Origin of the sequence: Methylobacterium sp. Leaf112 (genome assembly GCF_001423295.1) — a bacterium.
GTDB lineage: Bacteria > Pseudomonadota > Alphaproteobacteria > Rhizobiales > Beijerinckiaceae > Methylobacterium.
Genome location: NZ_LMNG01000003.1, coordinates 118,954 through 138,861, shown reverse-complemented (window position 1 = coordinate 138,861; position 19,908 = coordinate 118,954). Strand labels below are relative to the sequence as shown.

Sequence of the window (19,908 nt, the reverse complement as noted above, 5' to 3'; positions counted from 1 at the left end):
CCGGCTTCGGATCTTAAAACACACGGTCGAGCCGTGCGGCGCGCGACGATCAGCGCTGGCGGATCGTGAGTGTGCTGCCGGTGCCGGTCTGGTTGTAACTCGCCATCATCGTATTGCCGGTCTGGGTGACGGTGGCGGAGTTGGAGGCGCCGTCCTGCGTCCCGGCGATCGCGTTGCCGCTGCCGTTCTGCGTCAGGTTCGCCTGCACGCCGAAGCCCGCCTGGGTTGACGTGATGGCATTGTTAGAGCCGGTCTGGTTGGAGATCAGCATTGCGAGATCACCGCCTTGCGCGCTCGTCAGGCTGTTGGCGGTGCCCGATTGGGCCGCGGTGAGACTGCCGTTGGTGCCGGTCTGGATGGTGCTCAGGACGTTCGTCATCCCGATCTGGGAGACGGAGGCGGTGGCGTTGCTGCCGGACTGGGTGTTGAACAGTTGGTTGCTGGTGCCGCTCTGGTAGGCGGCGTCGGCGGTCTGCTTGAATGTGCGTCCGTAGGTTGTGTTGTATCCGGGGCCGATGAGCTTGTTGTTGGCTCCCGATTGCGTCGAGGTCGCAATGTTGGCAAAGCCGCTCTGTTCCAGGCTGGTCTTACCGTTGCTGCTGGCGGCGGTCTGGATCAGGGTCGCCTTGTTGCCGTCGCCGTTGTACAGGACCGCGCGAAGGTCGTTGAAGCTGCCGGCCTGCCGAAGATCGAACACGTTGCTGTTGCCGACCTGAGCCACGATGGTGACGTTGCTCTTGCCGCCCTGGACGCTGTCGATCGCGTTGTTCGTCCCCGGAGTGCGCGTATCGGTGCTGAAGACATAGTAGTCCTGATCGAACGCCGCCTGGTTCCGCTCGCCGGACTGATCGGACGTGATGCGGCTGTTCGTCTGGCCGGTCTGCCCGCCCTTGCTGAAATTGCTGTAGGTGGAGCCCGACAGCAATGAGTCGGACGTCCCCGACTGCGTCAGCGCGATCGTGCTGGACTTGGTGTCGGTCTGATACCCCTCGCCGCGATTGCGCTGGCCGGACTGGGTGATGGTGATCGATCCGTCCTTGACGAGGAATTGCTCGGCCTTGCTCTCCTGCCGCGTTCCGGTCTGGCCGATGGTGATCGCTGCGTTGGTGACGGCGCGCTGCAACGCGGAGGCCGTGTGGCCGTTGCCGCCTTGAGTCACCGAAACACCCGACGTGGTCGCGTCGGTCTGATTGATCGTGCCGCTGTTGGCGTCGCCGGTCTGGGTGAGGGTGGCGGAACTACCGGAGACGCGGGTCTGATCGCCGAAGCCGCCGTTGCCGTTACCAGTCTGAGTGAAGATCGAGGACGAGCCGGTCGCACCGTTCTGGTTTTGCGTGAGGGTGTTGCCGTTGCCGAGCTGAGAGCCCTTGATCGTGCCGCCGTTCGTGACGGACTGGAGACCGGACGCGATGTTGTCGTTGCCGGTCTGAGTGAAGGCGAGGCTGCTGCCAGTCGCGGTGAACTGCGCGCCTGTGGCGCTGTTGCGGTCGCCGACTTGGGCGGTCGTCAGGCTGCTCTTCCCGTCCGCGAGGGTCTGGGTGAGGCTGGCGGTGCCGCCCGTGCCGGACTGCGTCGCCGTGATGGCAGCATCGTTGGTGTTCGCCTGCACGGCGCGAGGGTCTGGGTGAGGCTGGCGGTGCCGCCCGTGCCGGACTGCGTCGCCGTGATGGCAGCATCGTTGGTGTTCGCCTGCACGGCGGTGACGCGGTTCGGGGTCGCCGCATCGGTGCCGGTCTGGGTCACAGTGATGGAGCCTCCGGTGCTGGCCGCGTCCTGGCTGGCGACGAGTTGGTTACCAAACTGGGACTGGTTCGCCGTCTGGGTGTTGCCGCTACCGGATTGCTGCAGATTGAACGCGTTGCCGGTACCGTCCTGCCGCAAGTCGATGACGCCGTTCACCGCCTTCGCGTCCTGGGTGACGACGTTGCTGCCCGTGACCGAGCCGTTCACGAGGCCCTTGCTCGTGCCCGAGGCGACGCCATTGTTGGGCCTTCGCCATCCGTGACCGCATCGTCACGGATTTCGACCGCCTCNGTCGATGACGCCGTTCACCGCCTTCGCGTCCTGGGTGACGACGTTGCTGCCCGTGACCGAGCCGTTCACGAGGCCCTTGCTCGTGCCCGAGGCGACGCCGTTGTTCGTGCCCGCCTGCTGTAGCTCGACCCGGCCGCTCGTGCCGGCCTGGATCACGGCGGCCGTGTTGCCGCCGCCGTCCTGCTTGCCCTGCACCGCGCTGCCGAGGCTGTTGCCGGTGCCGGTCTGGTCGACCGTCAGGGCGTTGCTGCCCGCGCCCGTCTGCAGGAAGGCCTTGTCCGTAGTGCCGACGGCGTTGTTGCCGCCTGCGCCCGCCGTCACCGACTTGGCATCGGCGCCGGTGTCGTTCTGGTTGATCGTGATGGCATTGCCGCCAGTGCCGGTCTGATTGGTGGTGGCGCGGTTGTTGTCGGCATAGGCCGTGGCGGCAAAGGCGCTCGCGGCGACACCCATCGACAGGATGAGAAGATGTTTATTCATTGGAACGGACCCCTTGGTTCGGCGTTTGCCGTTTTAGTTGATACGGGTTGCGTGCCTTATCGGCGTTTGACTGGGGTCTCGACCTTTGTGGGCTACCCAACCGTAACCCGTACGGTGCACTAACCCGGCTCTTGAAAACGCGCCTTGTCCGTGCGTCCCAATCTGCAGATCATCCCGATAATTCGATTCACGAAAGAGTGACCGGCTGTCCGTTCCGGATGCCGTTCGGCGCTCCGCCAAACCTGCGTGATTTGCAATGCCTTGGGTTCGATCGACGAAGCGGAGCAGGGCGAAGCCGGTACTGTGGAGAGTGCCGGCTTCGCATCTTGGAGGCACGGTCGCGCCGTGCGCTTGCCCGACGATCAGCGTTGGCGGACCGTGAGGGTGTTGCCGGCACCGGTCTGGTTGAAGTTTGCCACCATCATGTTGCCGGTCTGGGTGACGTTGGCGGTGTTGGAGGTACCGTCCTGGAAGCCGGTGATCACGCTGCCGCTGCCGTTCTGGTAGGCGACGATACCGTTGCCGCTGCCGTTCTGCGTCAGGGTCGCCTGCACGCCGAAGCCCGCCTGGGTCGACATTATGGTGTTGTTGGAGCCGGTCTGGGAGCTGAGCAGCATCGCGAGATCGCCGCCCTGCAAGCTGGTCAGGCCGTTGGACGTGCCCGACTGGGTCGCCGTGAGCCTGCCGTTGGTGCCGGACTGCGTGGTGCTCAGGGCGTTCGTCGACCCGATCTGGGAGACGGAGGCGGTGTTGTAGCTACCGGCCTGGGTGTTGAACAGCTGGTTGCCGGTGCCGCCCTGGTAGGCCGCCTCGGAGACCCAACCTTGAGATCCGGCCGAAACGAGCTGACGGTCGCCGTAATACGGGTAGCCGGAACCCGTGAGGGTGTTGTTGGCGCCGGACTGCGTCGAGGTCGAGGTGTTATTGGATCCGTTCTGCTCCAGCTTGGCCTTGCTGCCGCTGCTGCTGGCGGTCTGGATCAGGGTCGCTTTATTGCCGTCTCCGCCGTTCTGGAGAGCCTGGATCTGGTTGTTGGTTCCAGCCTGCTGAAGATCGAGCGTTTGATTGCTGCCCGCCTGAGTTGCGCTGGTATTATTCGAGGTTCCGCTCTGAACGCTGCCGATCAGATTATCGCTACCGCCGATGTTCTTCTGGGCGGAATTGTCCCATGGACCCTGCTGGAAATATACTTTGTTGCTTTTTCCGGACTGATCGGACGTAATGCGGCTGTTGTTCTGTGAGTTTTGGGTCGCGCCGCTGTTGTTGTTGTAGGTCGGATAATAGAAAGCGTAGGGGGAGGTGGGAGCAGCGGCAGGGGCCTTGTCGGGGGCGCCCGACTGAGTCAGTGTAATGTTGCTGTTCTTCGAAGAGGATTGAGATCCGTTGCTGTAGTTGTATTGACCGGACTGATTGGTCTTGATGGTGCTATTGTCGGAAAAATTTTGAGAGCTGTTGGAGGTGTTCTGCGTTCCGGTCTGATCGACCGCGATCAATCCGCCGGACATATTGTTTTGCGATGCATAAACGCTGTGATTGTTTCCGGTCTGGTTCGCCGTAACGGTCGAAGCGGTCGCGTAGGTCTGGTAGCTCGAACCGCTGTTCTTGTCGCCGAGCTGGCTGAAGATCGAGGAACTGCCGTTTGCGCTGCTCTGGCTCTGCGTGAAGGTGTTGCTGTTTCCGGTCTGGCTGCCGTTGATCGTCCCGCCGGTCGTATCGGACTGCGTCTGGGTAATCTGGTTGAGGTTTCCGAACTGGAGGCCGGTGATGGTGCTGCCGCTCGTGTTGGTCTGACTGCCCGACGCCGTGTTGTTGTTGCCGAGCTGGGTCTGACCGAGGATGCTGCTCGTCGCGATGTTTTGCGTCGCCGTCGCGGTGTTGTCGTTGCCGGTCTGGGTGACGCTGAGGGTGCTGCCGGTCGCGGTGGACTGCGTGCCCGTGGCGCGGTTGCGGTCGCCGCCCTGGTTCACGGTGAGGCCGGAGGCGGCGTGGACGTCGGTCTGCCGGCCGGTTACGGTGTTGCCGGTGCCAGTCTGGCTCGCGGTGAGGCTGCTCTTCCCGTCCGCGAGGGTCTGGGTGAGGCTGGCGGTGCCGCCCGTGCCGGACTGCGTCGCCGTGATGGCAGCATCGTTGGTGTTCGCCTGCACGGCGCGAGGGTCTGGGTGAGGCTGGCGGTGCCGCCCGTGCCGGACTGCGTCGCCGTGATGGCAGCATCGTTGGTGTTCGCCTGCACGGCGGTGACGCGGTTCGGGGTCGCCGCGTTAGTGCCGGTCTGGGTCACCGTGATGGAGCTGGCGGCGCTGGCTGTGTCCTGGCTCGTGGTGAGCTGGTTGCCGAACAGCGACTGATTCAGCGTCTGAGTGTTGCCGGTGCCGGATTGCTGCAGATTGAACTCGTTGCCGATGCCGGTCTGGCGCAGGTCGATGACGCCGTTCACCGCCTTCGCGTCCTGGGTGACGACGTTGCTGCCCGTGACCGAGCCGTTCACGAGGCCCTTGCTCGTGCCCGAGGCGACGCCNGTCGATGACGCCGTTCACCGCCTTCGCGTCCTGGGTGACGACGTTGCTGCCCGTGACCGAGCCGTTCACGAGGCCCTTGCTCGTGCCCGAGGCGACGCCATTGTTGGTGCCGGTCTGCTGCAGCTCGACCCGGCCGCTCGTGCCGGCCTGGATCACCGCGGCCTTGTTGGCCGAACCGTCCTGCTTGCCCTGCACCGCGCTGCCGAGGCTGTTGCCGGTGCCGGTCTGGTCGCTGGTCAGGGTGTTGCTGCCCGCGCCCGTCTGCAGGAAGGCCTTGTCCGTGGTGCCGACGGTGTTGCCGCCCCCCGAACCCGCTGTCACCGACCTGACATCCGTGCCGGTGTCGTTCTGGTTGATCGTGATGGCATTGCCGCCAGTGCCGGTCTGGCTCGTGTAGGCGCGGTTGTTGTCGGCATAGGCCGTGGCGGCAAAGGCGCTCGCGGCGACACCCATCGACAGGATGAGAAGATGCTTGTTCATTGGAACGGACCCCTTGGTTCGGCGTTTGCCGTCTTAGTTAATGCGGGTGAAACGCCTTATCGGCGTTTGACTGGGGTCTCGATCTGGCTTGCTTGCCGGAGCGGCGCCTTAACGGTGCAATAACCGAGTCTTTCAAAACGCGCCTTGTCCGTGCGTCCCAATCTGCAAGCCATCCCGACAAATTGCTTCACGGAAACGTGTGCGCACGCCCACAATCGCAGGCTATTTTCCAGAATTTTCGCGCCACAATTGAATACGTAGTAGCTGCGGCGCGTTACGACGCGCGATTTGAAGGGACGCTTCTTTCTGCTTGATGTCGTGCGCGAGCGAGTCGGTTCGGTGTCAAGTTTCGCTCGCGAAGTCCTGCGCTCCTGTGACACTGTCCGGAACGCAAACTGCCGGTCGGCGAGAGGGTCTCCCTACCTCCGCATCCCAGATCTGACTCAGCATGCGGCTGCACCGCCATCTCACCGCGAACTGGCGGCAAGCGGTCTGGATCGCCGGACCGTCGTCGCGCCGAAAGTCGGCGATGGTCTTGAAGTCAGGGGCGAGGCGGCCGATCAGGCAAACCAGTTCGAGGTTGCGGCCGGCCTCACGCTGTTGAAACCAAGGGCGGCGAGATCGAGTTCGTCCACGCACATATCGAAGACCCCCGCCGGGTTGTCCTCGGATACGTGGTCGTCCAAGTGGTTCAGCAGGGGCGTGATTTGGTGGCGATCCCCACCGCAAATGGAATGCGCCATACAAGCCTCCAACGCCACGCAGAGACTATGAGAACGACAACGTTCTCACACAGCCTCGGTGGGGAGCGGCCCTTACCCGGGACTCGTTGTCGACGTCCATAGGTTCATTTCGGGATCAGCCTATTGACGTCCGGATCAGCGTGGTGTGAGCGCCGATCGCCGCTCTGCGACTTGGCCGCAACCCAGCTTTCCTGCTAGACGATGGGTGTGATCATCTGCTCCGACTGACAAATGTATGACAATCTCTGACATCCCGCAGGAGGAGAATCCCCAGCGGAGGCATCTGGGCAGGGCGTCGGCCGACAGCTTTGGCCTCTATCACGATATGATCCGGTCGAGCGGGGCAGCGACATATCTCCTCGGCGATAAATTCGAAGCGACCATCGCCGCACACCATTTCGGCCGCCTGACGCTGTTCGACCGGCAAGTCATCGGCGCCGACCATAGGCGCAAGCTCGCGCACATCCGGCGCGACGGTTTCGAGCACTACTATCTCCAAGTCTCACGATCCGGCCGGATCGTGAGTGGTCGGCCTGGAGAGGAGCGTCGTCTTGCCCCGGGTGACGCTATTCTCTTCGATGCGACCCAACCGATGCGGTCGATTGTGGACGACGGCGATATCGTCACGATCATCTTGGCTCGCGATCAAGTCGAGGCCGCCGCGCCGGGCGTGCGCCGTCTGCATGGAAGCATTCTTCCCAGAGGTGAGACAGGCTCGCTCGGTCAAGCCGTGCTTTCTTTCATCCGCTGTGCGTCCAGTTTCCCGGAGACCTCTGCCGCCGGGGTGGGCCACGTCATCACCAGTATGCTCAGCCAGATTCAAGGACGATCCGATGCGGCTTACAGTGATGCGGTCGGCGAAACCAATTTGGAGCTATCGCGGCGCCTCAGGGCGGAAATTTTCATCGACAACAACCTTGCAGAAGATTTGAACTCCGACGTCGTCGCTCGTAGCATCGGTGTTTCCCGCTCCTCTTTGTATCGTGCGATGCAAGCCGTCGGCGGCGTCGAAACGGTCGTCAAGCGTCGGCGTGCCGCTCGTCTACGGCTGCTGATATCCCGACAGGACAAAACAACGTCGATCGGCTCTTTCGTGGAAAAGGTTGGTTTCTCGAATATCAACCATGGCTCACGTGCATTCAAGGAAATCTATGGACACTCGCCGGATCAGTTTCGAGCGGCCCTTCGAGCCGATGCAATCTCGGCAGCGAATACTTTACACTCCGATCGAATGCGGGATTGGTACAGCACCATGAACGTCTGAAGGGTTGCTGTTAAACAGGTTTTCAACCCGCGATGTCATCGCCGACGGGCCGAAGCAGCTTTTGAGATGTGATTCTTTCCGGCCGACCGGCGTCCGCTCGTTTAGAAAGTGTGATGCCCGGTTCGAATGACCGAGTTGGGTCGAGGCTGTGTCAAAAGCCCGATCTGAAGTAGACTTGCTGCCTCATCTGTGAAGGTCGGCATGGGTCGGTTCGTCGAAGGGCAGGACCGTCGGCAATCCTGGTTGCTGCCCAGTTCGCGGGACGACTACGTGACCGAGGACAATCCGGTTCGGGTGGTCGAGGCCTTCATCGACGCACTCGATCTGGGTACCCTGGGCTTCACCCGCTTTGAGCCCGCAGCGACGGGGCGGCTTGCCTATGATCCGGCCACGCTCCTGAAGCTTTACCTCTACGGTTATCTCAACCGGGTACCGTCGAGCCGCCGGCTCGAGCGTGAAGCGCAGCGCAACATCGAGGTGATGTGGCTGACCGGTCGCCTGGCCCCCGATCACAAGACGATCGCCAACTTCAGGCGTGACAACGGGCCTGCGATCCAGGCGGCCTGTCGGCAGTTCGTGGTGCTGTGCCGCGATTTGAGCCTCTTTACCGGGGCGACCGTCGCCGTGGATGGATCGAAGTTCAAGGCGGTCAACAACCGGGACCGCAATTACACGGTGACCAAAGTCGCCAAGCGCCTGGAACAGGTGGATGCCAGCATCGCCCGCTACCTCGCGACGCTCGACCGGGCGGACCGGGAAGGCAGCGACGTTCCCGAGGCGCGGACGCAGCGCATCGGCAAGAAGATCGCCGCTCTGCGCCGACAGATGGCCTTCCTGCGCGAGATGCAGGAGCAGATCGCAGCTTCAGAAGACGGACAGGTCTCGCTGACCGATCCGGACGCACGCTCCATGGCAACGAGCGGGCGGGGCACGGGCATCGTCGGCTACAACGTCCAGATCGCCGTCGATCCCGAGCATCATCTCGTTGTGGCTCATGACGTCGTCAACGAGGGCCACGACCGGACCCAGCTCGTGCCGATGGGCGATCGGGCCAAGCAGGCTATCGGCGCGGAGGAGGTCGTGGTCCTGACCGATCGCGGCTACTACAATGGCGACGAGGTTCTGGTCTGCGAAGGCACAGGCATTCTCCCGCTCATGCCGCGGGCCGACACATCCGGCCGGGCGAAGAAGGGGCTCTTCGTGCGCGCCGACTTCGTCTACGACGCCGCGGCCGATCACTACGTCTGTCCGGCCGGCGCTATGCTGACGAAGTCTGTCGCCCGCTCCGATCGGCATGGCGACATCGACCATTACCGCAACCTGGAAGCCCGTCATGCCTGCGAGGTGCGTGCAAGCTGTACGCCCGAGAAGGTCAAGCGCTTCAAGCGCTGGATGTGAAAAAGCCTCGAAAGATGACCCCTCCCTCAGATCACGATAAGTCATTGATTTAAAATCGTAATCTTTGTCGAAGGTGGGGTCACGATCGGCGCCGATCGTGACCCCACCTTCGATGAAAATTCCCTAGCTTCCATAATGAATTACGTCTGTTTTGCTCAGGGTCATCCTTCGACGCCGATCTACAGCTTAAGACCGGGTCCCGGCCCGACCATCGATTCCGGGGGAGGTGTCTCGTACTTTTGCACTGGGTAGTAACCCAGGACCTGCGCTAGGTCCTCCTGGTGGATGCGCCGCACTTGGCCCCCGGCATCCTTCCACCTGTCGTAGCGCTCGACGAGGAGATAGCTCCGCGCACCCGCCTTGCCGGTCGTGACCTTGGCGGTTTCGAGGCCGCACATCCCCGCGAGCGTCAGGCAGAACGCCTCGTTCTGGACGCTACCCTTGAGCCGCGGGATGTCGGGCTTGAGGATGTGCGTCGAGGGCTCTCCCTCGAGAGGGATGCAGATGGTCCCGGCGGCGACAGAGACCGCGATCTTGTCCTGGGCCCCCGCCAACGACATCGAGACGCCTTCGGTCCCGACCAGGAAAGGTCGCTCCGGGAGGTCGTCGATGACGCGTTCGAGGTCGGCTTCCGTTTCGATGGGTACAAGTCTGCCGCCGCTTCCCCTGGGTTGCCCGATAGAGAGCGCTCCGGCGGTGTCGCGGCCCATGCGCGAGAGGATGCCGAGGACGTCCTGCGAATGGACGCCCATTATCAGCCCGATCTCGTGTAGGTGGGATTCCGGCAGGAGATTGGCGAGCCACGGCATAATCGTCCTGCCGCCGTGGCCGCTTTCGGCAAGGGGCATCGATAGCGAGATTGGGAAGGCGGCCTTGCGGCTTCGCCAGGCATCCTCATAGACGAGTGCCGGCCCCGCGTCGGTCTTGGCAATCCGGGCGATCCTGATGTTCTCGTAGAAGACGTCGACGTATTCGGCCATCGCGCGCTTCATTCAGAAGGAGGGTATATGGCCGAGCTCGTCGTCCTGCTCGGGCGCCGGTTCAGCGACTTGGGGGGAGAATTGCGGGGCCGGGGCATCTGGGAAGCGGAATCCAAGTTCAACCGCCACCGTGAGTGCCTTATCTAGCTGGATGGTCGCCTTGCCAGCCTCTAGATCCACGATGAAACTAATGTTCACGCCGCATCGCGCCGCGAGGGCCGATTGGTTCAGGCCCCTCTGCTTGCGGGCGCGCCGGATGGCAGCCCCGAATTCCTTGGCGTTCCTGATCACGGGTCCATCCTTCACACGTCGACCATGCGCCCGGTGCAAGCAAGCCACAATGCTAAATTATGCCGAACGCCACAATCTCTCTCACCCTGTGAATTGTGGTGAGCGGCATAATCAATAGCGTCTAAGCGAATTTGTGGCGATCGGCACAATTCCGAGTGGGCCGCTGTGATTATGCCGAGCGGTAGAACGCCACTCGAACGCCTTGCGGTTCACGGCCGCGCCCGCACTGCCTGGGCATAGGGGGTGAGGACAACAAATGCTGCGGTGAAGGGTGAGACCGTCCGGTTGGTAACGCCCTCTAACGGCCGTTACCGACTGACCGTGGCTTATAGTCGGTAATCGGGCCACGCGTGCGTTACCGGCGACCCGGATTGGCCATGCACCGCGGCAGCCACCGCTTCGGTAGGGAACGCCCCCAAACGTTATCGTCGTTGCGGGATGAAGTCTCAGGAGCCCCCGAATGCAGCGTGCTGGACCGACGCTTGCTCGGACCCTGGCACGGATGGATGGACTACCTCGGAGCGATAATTGACGCGACTGAGGCCATGCTGACCTCGCTTGGTCCGCTTGGAAAGCGCCTTCTCCAGGGTCTTGGCGTCCATTGGTCTGAAGGCCGACGCGGCGAGGTCCCGGTCCTGCGGTCCTATCGCCGCGAGAAGCTCGTCGAGGCTCTGAGGTCCCTGTTTCTTGATCAGGTCGACGAGGTCGACTTGGGTTTGTTCGGCTGTGCGCCAGAAGCGGCACTTGGCGACCTGCCCAGAAGCGGACGTTCCGCCTTCGACCCAACCTCGCCAAATCAGACAATCCAGATCGTTCCTACTAGCGGACGTTCCACCCCTTGGCCCTCGATAAACATGGAAGCTAAATACGTTGGGGGCGAAATCAACGTTCATTGAACAGCGTAGATTTCTTTAAGCGCTGCTTGTATAAAAAATTTCAGAACCACGCCGTAAAATTAAGTTGAAATATAACAAATTGTCGTTGGTAGAGAGGAAGCTAGATCAGGACATCGTGCGGTGCGTCATCACTTCGGCCAAGAGCTTGCCATCCACTGAGGCGCTCAGAAGCGCACGATGGCGGCACGCTGCACCATCCTGTGCTGCGAACATTCGCACGGTGATGTCGTCACCTACCTCGATGTTCGCGTGAAACCGCGCTTGACGCCCTCGGGTCGAGAAATGGCCCGACCGTTTGCCGATGAAGTGCCACTCGGCCCGATCCACTGCGGCAACGAAACTGCTGAAATACAGGAGGCCAGCGCCGTTGAAGTCCAAGTGTGGGCACATCGTGATATCTGTCGTGCCTAGTTCGTGCTCATCTACGCACGTATCGTGGGCCAACGTCTCATGACCACAATACGCGGGCTGCGATGGCATGGTCCCCAGGGAGGGTTCCGCGCTTCCGGTACCCTCTATCCTGACACGGGTGATGGAGCGGTTCACGCCTTCGGCCTGACGCCTGACGAAAACGGATGTCATCTCCACATCCGCGATCAACCGGTCCCGATACGCGGCGAAATGGCGACTGACGACCCGGGTCTCCGAGAGGTGCGTAATCGTCGAGCGCACGTCCAGGCTGTCGTTCTCCCGAACGCCGCCAAGGTCGCCACCATGCAGCGAGATGTTTCGGAACGCGGCGTAGATGGGCTGGTCGCCCACGGAACCGAACCCGGTCGCCGCCCTGCCGTAGGCCTTGGCGATCAAGTTCCAGTGACGATGCCCGAGCTCCTTCCAGAGCCAATTCTCCGAGAGGCCGTTCGGGCTGAGGTGCGGCATGCCCAGGACGTAGCTGGACGCGTCCGAGAGGGGCGAGCCGGCACCGGCCAACCGCATGTGTAAACTCATCGACCTTCTCCGTTGAGGAGGGCGGGACCGGGTGGCGGTAGCTGTTGAGACTGAACCACCCGGCCCCTATCGAAGCGGGGTCCTTGGGAAGGATTTTCACTTCGATTGCGTTTGCGTCCCCGTCATCCCGTCCAGGGCCGCGAATTCGGGTATTAATACTTCCGGACAAGACTGACGGGCATGGGCTCGGCAGCCTTGGGCGCGCTGTAAAGCGGGGCGATGAGACGGATGAAGCCGTCGGTCGATTCGGTGCCGCGGGTCCGGACCGCGACGTCGCGGGCGACCATCAGCTGCGCCGTGAACGGCCCGAAATCGTAGCCGATCAGACCGCCGACGGCGAAGCGGCCGGCCCGGGTGTAGCCCTGCGCGGAGGCCCGCGCAAAGTCGCCGCCGCCGAGCGGCAGGTCCGTCACCCCGTAGGCGACCGCGCCGACCTCGAACTTGCCGAACTTCTTGGTGGCCGTAAGGTCGAGCAGGAGGGCATCGGCGAGGTAGAGCGGACCAATCGCCCGGCCGGCGGCCCCCTCGAACCGACCGGGGGAGTCGTAGAAGTTATGGGTCAGGTTGGCGGTGAGGTTCCAGCCATCGCCCGTGTAACTCGCCGCGAAGCCCTGGCGGTAGGTGTTCGACGAGAACTGCGTCAGGCCACGACCGGCATCGAGATCGTTCAGATGGACCGCCGCCAGGTAGCTGACGCCGAAGTTGTTGCCGAGGTCCCAGGCGAAGATCGATCCGACCAGGGTTCCGACGTTGACCGAGAAGTCGCGGTTCGGCAGGCCGCCTGGATTGTTCGGGAAGCCGAACACGGTCGGCTGGGCGAGCAACGGCTGGACGTTGGCACCGAACAGCTTGAAGCCCGTCGACCAGACCAGGACCGGCACGTTGATCGCGGTATCCGTCGAGAACCGGGTGTCGTTCCGGCGATAGATGAAGGTGTCGATGGCGTAGATGCCCTCGGGGAGCGGCGCGCCGACGGCGAGACCGACCTGCTCGCCCGGGATGGTCGTGGATTGCGCGAACGAGGCGGTCGCGCCCAAGGTGATTGCGGCGAACGCCCCTGCCGCGGCCGCGAACTTCTTCAACATCATCAATCCCTTCTCGGATCTGCATCGGGCAGCCGCACCCGTCCGCCGGCAAGCATCGGCGTTGGCGGCGTATCGGCATTTTAGTAGAAGTTCATTTTGATTGATCGGATCTGCACGCAATTTGTATGCATATCCAACAATGCTTATATTCTACGTCGTACGTCTTAGTAGTCTACTCAATTTTGCTTGGTCGATGCTTGGAGCGATGCCTTGTTGCATGGATGGCACAGGCACTACGTCATGGGGGCGGTCCGTGGGCTTCTCGGGAACGAGGCATGAGCGGTCGCACGGAAGATGCCGCCCGGCGCCATCCAGGCTACCGTTGAGGCCAGCCTCAGACCGCGAACTTCAGGGCGAACCGCTCGGTGCCGAGGCGCTGCTGGATCGCCTGGACGACGTGTTCGGCATCGCGGCCGACCGCGCCGAAACGTCCGGAGCCCCAGGTGTTCAGCCAGGGCAGTCCGATAAAGTAGATGCCCTCCTCGTTCGTGACGCCCCGTTTGTGCTTCGGGCTGCCCGAACCGTTGAACACGGAGGCGTCGAGCCAGCGGAAGTCCGGCGAGAAGCCGATGCACCAGACCACCGACGTGATGCCGGAGCCGTCGAGGGCGAGGCTGGTGACCGGCTCGCCCGGCTCCCACACCGGGGTGTAGTGCTCCTGCGCCGGGGCCTCGATGCCCTTCTCGGCGATGTACTTGTCGATGGCGGCGTTGATGCCGTTGTAGGTCCGGTCGGCGCCGTCGAGCGAGCGCTTGAGGTCGTCGCGGAAGCGCAGGCGGCCGTCCCGGTAGTCCTCCATCAGGCCGTAGAGCTTCATGCCCTCGGTGGCGAAGCGGCGAAGGTCGATGTCGCGTCCGCCGTCACGGCCGGTGACGTAGTGGTTGGTGTTGTCGCGGACGCCGTCGCGCAGCGGATGGTTGTCGACGGTCATCTCGTAGTAGCCCATGTCGGCGAGCCAGGTGACGACGTCCCGACCCCGATAGAACCGGGCGCAGCGGGGTGCGTCGCCGACCGCGAGGTGCACCTTGCGCCCGGCGAGGTGCAGGTCTTCGGCGATCTGCGCGCCGGACTGGCCGGACCCGACGACGAGCACCTCGCCCTCGGGCAATTGGGCGGCGTTGCGGTACTGGTTCGAGTGGATCTGCGTGATCGAGTCCGGCAGCTTCTCGGCCATGCGCGGGATGATCGGCGTGTGGTAGCCGCCCGAGGCCACGACGATCTCGTCGGCGGTGTAGTCGCCCTCCGAGGTCTGAACCGAGAATATCCCGTCTTCCCGCCGCTCGACGCGGGTGACCGAGACACCCTCGCGGATCGGCGGGTTCACCTTGGCGACGAACGCCTTGAGATACGCGACGATCTCGTCCTTCCGCATGAAGCCGTCCGGCTCCGGCCCGTCATAGGGATGACCCGGCAGATCGCATTGCCAGTTCGGCGTGACGAGGCAGAACGTGTCCCAGCGCTGCGTCGACCAGGTGTGGGCGGCGGTGTTCTTCTCGAAGACGAGGTGCTCGATGCCGCGCTGCTTGAGGTGGTAGCTGACCGAGAGGCCAGCTTGGCCGCCGCCGACGACGGCAACGGGAACGTGACGGGGGGTGGACGTCATGGCTCTCACTCCGTGAGTTTGCAGGAAGGGGGTGCCGGTTCAGGGCTCGAAGGTCTCGACCATGACCCGTCCATCGGAAGGCTGGAGCTTCGCGGCGGCCTCGATCCGGGCGAGTTGGTCCAGGGCGGACGAGCAGGCGAAGCCGTACTTCTCGCGCACGCGCTCGCTGGCGATGGTGAGGGCGGTGCGGGTCTTCTCGACGAAATCGTCGACCGCGTAGCTCTCGCCCGGCGTGAGGAAGTCCTTCACCACGAGGGAGGGCGAGTAGCAGGCCTCGCGCCGACCGTCGGGCCAGCGAACGTTGAAATGCATCTCAGGCATGGGTTGGCTCCTGTCTGGTGCGGGTGCAGCCCGCGTAGGCATCGAGGTGGCGCTCGGCACAGGCCCGCCAGGAGTGGGCGGCGGCCCGTGCGAAGCCTGCGACCCTCAGGCGGGCGCGCGTCTCCGGCACCAGGGCGGTTGCCATGGTTCTGGCGATGTCGTCGGGGTCGGCCGGATCGACGAAGAGGGCGTCACCCTCGATCAGGTATTCGGTGAAGGGCGACCGGAGGGAGACGATGGCCGGAGTGCCGCAGGCCATCGCCTCCAGCACACACAGGCCGAACCCTTCCTTCAGCGAAGGAAACGCCAGCATGTCGGCGATACGGTAGAGGGCCGGCATATCGGCCTGTGGAACCGGACCGGTCTCGATCACGGGACCGTTTGCCCCAGCCGCGAGGCCGTGGACGGTCAGGGCCGCATGGCATCGCGCGCGGTAGGCGGCGTGATCGAGAAGCGAGGCTCCCCCGGCGATGACGAGCTGGGCCCCGGGGCGGCGCTCACGCAAGCGCGCGAACGCCTCGATGATGCCAAGGGTGTTCTTGCGTGCCTCGAAGCCGCCGATGGCGAGGACGATGGGACCGTCGCCCAACCCCCAGCGCTGCCTTACGGCGGCATCCTGCAGGTCAGGCGTGGGTTGATAGGCCGCCATGTCGACGCCGTTGCCGACGACCTCAGGCATCGCACCGAAGTCCGAACGGACCTGGTCGGTCCAGCCCTGACTGACGCAGAGGATGCGCCGAGCCTCTTGGATCGAGCGATCCTGCCAATCGGCAAGCTGCGGTTCGGCGAATGTATCCAAGTGGTGGACCGTCCGAACGAAACCCGGGATCCGGCGCCGATGCTTCAGGGTGGCGAGCGCGTTGCCGCCGATGCCGTCATGGGCGTGGAAGACATCGAAGTCACAGGCCGCCGGCGACCCGAAATGAATGAGGTAGTCGTTGATGCGGGTCCGCACGAGCTCGACCGTGTCACCGGCAACGGGGCGGGCGGCGACGGACACCGTGGGGCATGCGGCGGCCCGGAAGAAGCCGCGGCCCGACGGGTCGGGGGCGTGGACCACCGCCTCGTGCCCAAGTCCGCACAGGGCTTCGGCCAGGGCGAGGCAGTGGGCGACGCCGCCGCGTGGGTTGGTGGAGTGGGTCAGGAGGGCGATGCGCAGACCGGTCATGATTCGGACCCCGCATCACCCTGGCCGCAGCCGATCAGCGGGCCGGCCACGAAGTCCCAGACCACGGCCTCCTCGTCCCCGGCATCCCGGATGCGGGCGACCCGGCTCGCGTCGATGCCTCCGATCCTGGCGGCCGCAATGCCCCGCTCGGCGAAGCGCGCGAGGACGGCCGGGGTGCGGTCGGGGCGGACGCTCAGGAGGTAGCCGAAGCTCGGGAAGGCGGTGAGCCAGCGTGCGAGGGGAACGCCATCGGGCCGCGGGATCGCGTCGAGGTCGATGGCGGCGCCGACGTTCGAGCATTCGAGCAGCATCAGCGCCGTGCCTACGACGCCCGCCATGCTGATGTCCTTGGCGGCGCGGCAGAGACCGTCCTCGGCGAGCCCCGGCAGCAAGGCGAGATCGGCGCGCAGGCGTTCGCCCGGCGACCCGGACGAGGCGTCCCAGTACGGGTGCGGATCGCGGAAACGCCCGCGCAGGTCGATGGCGGCGATAAGGTCGTCACCCGGTTCCGCATCGAAGCTCGTCAGCAGGTGGGGGCCGGCGCGGCCGAGCACGGCGACCGCGAGGTTGCCGGTCTCCGACCGGGTGTTCGTGTGGCCGCCGACGACCGGCACGCCGTAGAGCGCGGCCGCGTCGGACAGGCCGGCGAGGATCGGGTCCGCCGCCGCCGCGTCCCGGCTCCACAGGGCATCCACCACCGCGAGCGGGCGCCCGCCCATGGCCGCCACGTCGCTGAGGTTGACCATGATCCCGCAATAGCCGGCGAAGTACGGATCGGCGGTGACGAAGCTGTCGATGAAGCCCTCGATGGCCAGGAGCAGGTGGCCGTCGCCATCGGGAATGGCGGCGCAATCGTCGCCCACCGGCACCGCGGCGTGGCGGTCGCCCAGTCCCAGGCGCGTGACGACGGCATCGATGTCGCGCTTGTGCGCGACGCCGCGCGCATCCCGGATCTGGGCTGCCAGCGTCTGGAGGTCGACGGCCGCGGTCATCACGCGGCCCTGCGGAACGTGACGAGCCCGTGCTCGGGGTCGTGCATCGGCGGGTAGGCGGCGAGGTCGGCCTGCATCAGGTGGTGGAGGCGGCCATGGAGTTCGATCGCATCGAGGCTCGCCCAATGCAGGGCCTCGAACAGCGGGACGTTCCGGTCCTGCACATGCGCCAGGAAGCGGGTGCAGCCCCGTGCGTGGGCCGAGGCGACCGCGACCTGGATCAGACCAGCCCCGAGCGCCGCCGTGCCGCGGAAGGCTTTGGCGACGGCCAGTCGCGAGCCCCACCACTCGCCGGGACGTTCCGCCACCTCATGGATGCGCACGGTGCCGACGACGGCATCGGCGTCCCCGGCCAGTGTCGAGAGGGCGCAGATCGGGATCGCATGCCCGTCGATGATGTCGCGGTCGTCGTCCGCGAAGATAGCTTGCTCGGTGCAGAACACCTGCCGGCGCAGGGCGGCGCAGGCGCGCCGCTCCCAGGGGGAGGTGGCGAACTTCACCCGGAAATGGCTCGGGCGGTACGGCGCGACGGGATCGCCGATCATGCCGCCACCCCCGTGCGCTCGTAGGTGGAGAGGGCCGAGCAGGCGCCGCAGCGGCCGCAGCCGGCCTTGATGTCGGTGGAGCGCAGGTTGGCCCGTCCCAGCATCTCGGACAGGGGCTGCAGGATCGCGTGCATGAAGTCCGGCGTCGGTGCCGGGTGGCTTTCCAGCGGCGTGCCGGAGATGGGCACGAAGGGCACGACGAAGGGGTAGACGCCCATCCCGACCAACCGCTCAGCCATGGCGAGGATCGCCTCAGGCGCGTCGCCAAGACCAGCCAGGATGTAGGTCGAGACTTGGCCCCGTCCGAAAACAGGGACCGCCGCCGCGAAGGCGTCGTAGTAGCGCTCCAGCGGCACGCTCGCCTTACCGGGCATGATCCGGGCCCGGACCTCGGGGGTGACGGCCTCCAGGTGCATGCCGAGCGCGTCGATGCCCGACGCCTTCATGCGTTCGAACCAGCGGTCGTCGTCCGGCGGCTCGCATTGGGCCTGGATCGGCAAGTCCACCGCCGCCTTCACCGCGAAGGCGCTCTCGCACAGAATCGCGGCGCCCCGGTCGGTGGCGTTCGGTGTCCCCGTGGTCATCACCATGTGCTTGACCCCGTCGAGGAGCACGGCGGCACGAGCGACCTCGGCGAGTTGCTCAGGCGTCTTGCGCGCGACGGTGCGGCCGGCCGACAGCGACTGACCGATGGAGCAGAACTGGCAGGTCTTCGTGCGGCTGGCGTAGCGAATGCAGGTCTGCAGCACCGTGGTGGCGAGCACGTCGCGTCCGTGCAGCACCGCGATCTTCGAGTACGGCACCCCATCGAAGGTCGAGAGCGCGTAGAAGCGCGGCTTGCCCGGGAAGGTCACCCGGCCGATGACCGCGCCGTCGTGCTCGATCACTGAGACCCCGTCGAGGTCCGGTCGGCGCACCAGGAAGGGCGAGTCGAACGCGGTCTCGGTGTGGACCGGCACCATCACGGTACGGCCCGCGATAGTCATCGCCTTATGGTCGGAGGGACCGGCGCCGCCGCGCCGGCTCGGCGCCCCGGCCCGGGTGTCGGCGAGCCTAACGCCGTAGGATTGCAGCGCGTTGATCAGGCGTTCCGTCGGCATTCCGACCAGGCCCGCCATGACCGGCGGAAGCGTTAGAAGGCTCGTCGGAAGCGGGGAACTGCCCATGGTCGAGGCTCCGGGATTGATGTTGCGAACGGGTCGGCTGGTGCACGAACGGGGCCGGGCGGTCGTCGTGGAGGAGGCTGAGGAGTTCGGGGCGGGCGTAGTGGCCGACCGAGTCCATCATCCGCTTGCGCTTCGTCACCAGGGCGAGGTCCATGTCGGCGATGAGGATGCCCTCGCCGGGGCCGAGCGGATCGGCGAGGTGGCGGCCCTCGGGTGAGACGATGGCGGTGCAGTTGCCGCCGCGGCAGGCCCCGCGCAGGCGCTCGTCGGGGCAGACCTGCGCCACCTGCTCGTCGGAGAGCCAGCCCGTGGCGTTGACGACGAAGCAGGCCGCCTCCAGGGCGTGGTGGCGGATCGTCACCTCCATCTGGTCGGCGAAGATCTGGCCGACCAGCGAGCCTGGGAACTGCGCCGCGTGGATCTCCTCGTGCCGGGCCATCAGGGCGTAGCGGGCAAGCGGGTTGTAGTGCTCCCAGCAGGCCAGCGCGCCGACGCGGCCGACCGCCGTATCGACCACTGTGAGGCCGGCCCCGTCGCCCTGACCCCAGACCATGCGCTCATGGTAGGTCGGGGTGATCTTGCGGCGCTTGAGCTTCAGGGTGCCGTCGGCATCGAAGATGAGCTGCGCGTTGTAGAGTGAGCCGTGGTCGCGTTCGTTGACGCCGAGCACGATCACCGCGCCGTGGCGGCGGGCGGCTGCGGATACCGCCTGGGTCACGGGTCCCGGCACCGTCACGGCACGCTCGTAGAGGCGCAGATGTTCGGCCCCCTGCAGGGCCGGCGGCAGCACGAACGAGAAGTACGGGTAGTAGGGCACGAAGGTCTCGGGGAAGACCATGAAGCGCGCGCCCTTGGCAGCGGCCTCGTCGATGGCGTTGAGCACCCGTTCGAGCGTGCCGTCCGGTCGGTCGAGGTCGGGCGCGATCTGGACGGCGGCGGCCCGCACGATCCGGTTCTCAGACATGGATGATCCTCCGGTGGTGACGGCGGCCGCGTCG

At 64.9% G+C, this 19,908-nt stretch carries 15 protein-coding genes and 4 pseudogenes; 3 read left to right on the top strand and 16 right to left on the bottom strand.

The window, feature by feature from the left end; all coding sequences use genetic code 11:
- Positions 1-49: 49 nt before the first annotated feature.
- On the bottom strand, positions 50-1,609 hold the full coding sequence (locus tag ASF52_RS03570; protein ID WP_056167695.1) for a beta strand repeat-containing protein: 1,560 nt from the start codon (positions 1,607-1,609) through the stop codon (positions 50-52).
- Between the two features lie 57 nt (positions 1,610-1,666).
- On the opposite strand from ASF52_RS03570, the gene ASF52_RS03565 reads away from it, so the two are divergent.
- Complete coding sequence (locus tag ASF52_RS03565) at positions 1,667-2,005, top strand: hypothetical protein (RefSeq protein ID WP_156629956.1); 339 nt, start codon at positions 1,667-1,669, stop codon at positions 2,003-2,005.
- A gap of 29 nt (positions 2,006-2,034) precedes the next feature.
- Here the strand turns inward: ASF52_RS03565 and ASF52_RS03560 are convergent.
- The 4 genes and pseudogenes from ASF52_RS03560 to ASF52_RS03540 all read right to left on the bottom strand — a co-directional run.
- Positions 2,035-2,514: pseudogene (locus ASF52_RS03560) on the bottom strand (hypothetical protein); the annotation flags it as partial.
- 362 nt (positions 2,515-2,876) lie between these two features.
- Positions 2,877-4,658 (bottom strand): beta strand repeat-containing protein, encoded by a 1,782-nt coding sequence (locus tag ASF52_RS03555; RefSeq protein ID WP_056167687.1) that lies wholly within the window; start codon positions 4,656-4,658, stop codon positions 2,877-2,879.
- A gap of 372 nt (positions 4,659-5,030) precedes the next feature.
- Positions 5,031-5,510: pseudogene (locus tag ASF52_RS22395) on the bottom strand (hypothetical protein); the annotation flags it as partial.
- 468 nt (positions 5,511-5,978) lie between these two features.
- Positions 5,979-6,253 (bottom strand): annotated as a pseudogene (locus ASF52_RS03540) (IS5/IS1182 family transposase); the annotation flags it as partial.
- 235 nt (positions 6,254-6,488) lie between these two features.
- Between ASF52_RS03540 and ASF52_RS03535 the strand changes: the two are divergent.
- Both ASF52_RS03535 and ASF52_RS03530 read left to right on the top strand, forming a co-directional pair.
- A complete protein-coding gene (locus tag ASF52_RS03535; RefSeq protein WP_056167667.1) occupies positions 6,489-7,517 on the top strand; it encodes a helix-turn-helix domain-containing protein in 1,029 nt (342 codons plus the stop codon).
- Positions 7,518-7,718: 201 nt separating this feature from the next.
- Positions 7,719-8,912 (top strand): annotated as a pseudogene (locus tag ASF52_RS03530) (IS1182 family transposase); the annotation flags it as partial.
- Positions 8,913-9,094: 182 nt separating this feature from the next.
- On the opposite strand, the gene ASF52_RS03525 reads toward ASF52_RS03530, so the two are convergent.
- The 11 genes from ASF52_RS03525 to ASF52_RS03475 form a co-directional block, all read right to left on the bottom strand.
- Positions 9,095-9,895 carry a HipA domain-containing protein gene (locus tag ASF52_RS03525; RefSeq protein ID WP_162241013.1) on the bottom strand — a complete coding sequence of 267 codons (801 nt, stop codon included), beginning with the start codon at positions 9,893-9,895 and terminating at the stop codon, positions 9,095-9,097.
- Positions 9,896-9,907: 12 nt separating this feature from the next.
- Positions 9,908-10,186, bottom strand: coding sequence for a helix-turn-helix domain-containing protein (locus ASF52_RS03520; protein ID WP_082515173.1), 279 nt, complete (start codon positions 10,184-10,186; stop codon positions 9,908-9,910).
- A 1,001-nt stretch (positions 10,187-11,187) separates the two neighbouring features.
- On the bottom strand, positions 11,188-12,030 hold the full coding sequence (locus ASF52_RS03515) for a Pnap_2097 family protein (RefSeq protein ID WP_056167659.1): 843 nt from the start codon (positions 12,028-12,030) through the stop codon (positions 11,188-11,190).
- 152 nt (positions 12,031-12,182) lie between these two features.
- Positions 12,183-13,115: a transporter gene (locus ASF52_RS03510; RefSeq protein ID WP_056167784.1), complete on the bottom strand. Its 933-nt coding sequence runs from the start codon at positions 13,113-13,115 to the stop codon at positions 12,183-12,185.
- Between the two features lie 334 nt (positions 13,116-13,449).
- Positions 13,450-14,718, bottom strand: coding sequence for an MSMEG_0569 family flavin-dependent oxidoreductase (locus tag ASF52_RS03505; RefSeq protein ID WP_056167657.1), 1,269 nt, complete (start codon positions 14,716-14,718; stop codon positions 13,450-13,452).
- A 39-nt stretch (positions 14,719-14,757) separates the two neighbouring features.
- Positions 14,758-15,039: an MSMEG_0570 family nitrogen starvation response protein gene (locus tag ASF52_RS03500; protein ID WP_056167654.1), complete on the bottom strand. Its 282-nt coding sequence runs from the start codon at positions 15,037-15,039 to the stop codon at positions 14,758-14,760.
- On the bottom strand, positions 15,032-16,207 hold the full coding sequence (locus ASF52_RS03495) for an MSMEG_0565 family glycosyltransferase (RefSeq protein ID WP_056167652.1): 1,176 nt from the start codon (positions 16,205-16,207) through the stop codon (positions 15,032-15,034). The genes ASF52_RS03500 and ASF52_RS03495 overlap by 8 nt, the downstream gene beginning before the upstream one ends.
- Positions 16,204-17,199, bottom strand: coding sequence for a sll0787 family AIR synthase-like protein (locus tag ASF52_RS03490; RefSeq protein WP_056167637.1), 996 nt, complete (start codon positions 17,197-17,199; stop codon positions 16,204-16,206). Before ASF52_RS03490 ends, ASF52_RS03495 begins: the two co-directional genes overlap by 4 nt.
- A complete protein-coding gene (locus ASF52_RS03485) occupies positions 17,199-17,744 on the bottom strand; it encodes an MSMEG_0567/Sll0786 family nitrogen starvation N-acetyltransferase (RefSeq protein ID WP_056167633.1) in 546 nt (181 codons plus the stop codon). Before ASF52_RS03485 ends, ASF52_RS03490 begins: the two co-directional genes overlap by 1 nt.
- On the bottom strand, positions 17,741-18,844 hold the full coding sequence (locus tag ASF52_RS03480; protein WP_056167781.1) for an MSMEG_0568 family radical SAM protein: 1,104 nt from the start codon (positions 18,842-18,844) through the stop codon (positions 17,741-17,743). Before ASF52_RS03480 ends, ASF52_RS03485 begins: the two co-directional genes overlap by 4 nt.
- Entirely contained in the window at positions 18,798-19,874 is a 1,077-nt protein-coding gene (locus ASF52_RS03475) for a Nit6803 family nitrilase (RefSeq protein ID WP_056167630.1), read from the bottom strand. Before ASF52_RS03475 ends, ASF52_RS03480 begins: the two co-directional genes overlap by 47 nt.
- Between the last annotated feature and the right edge of the window lie 34 nt (positions 19,875-19,908).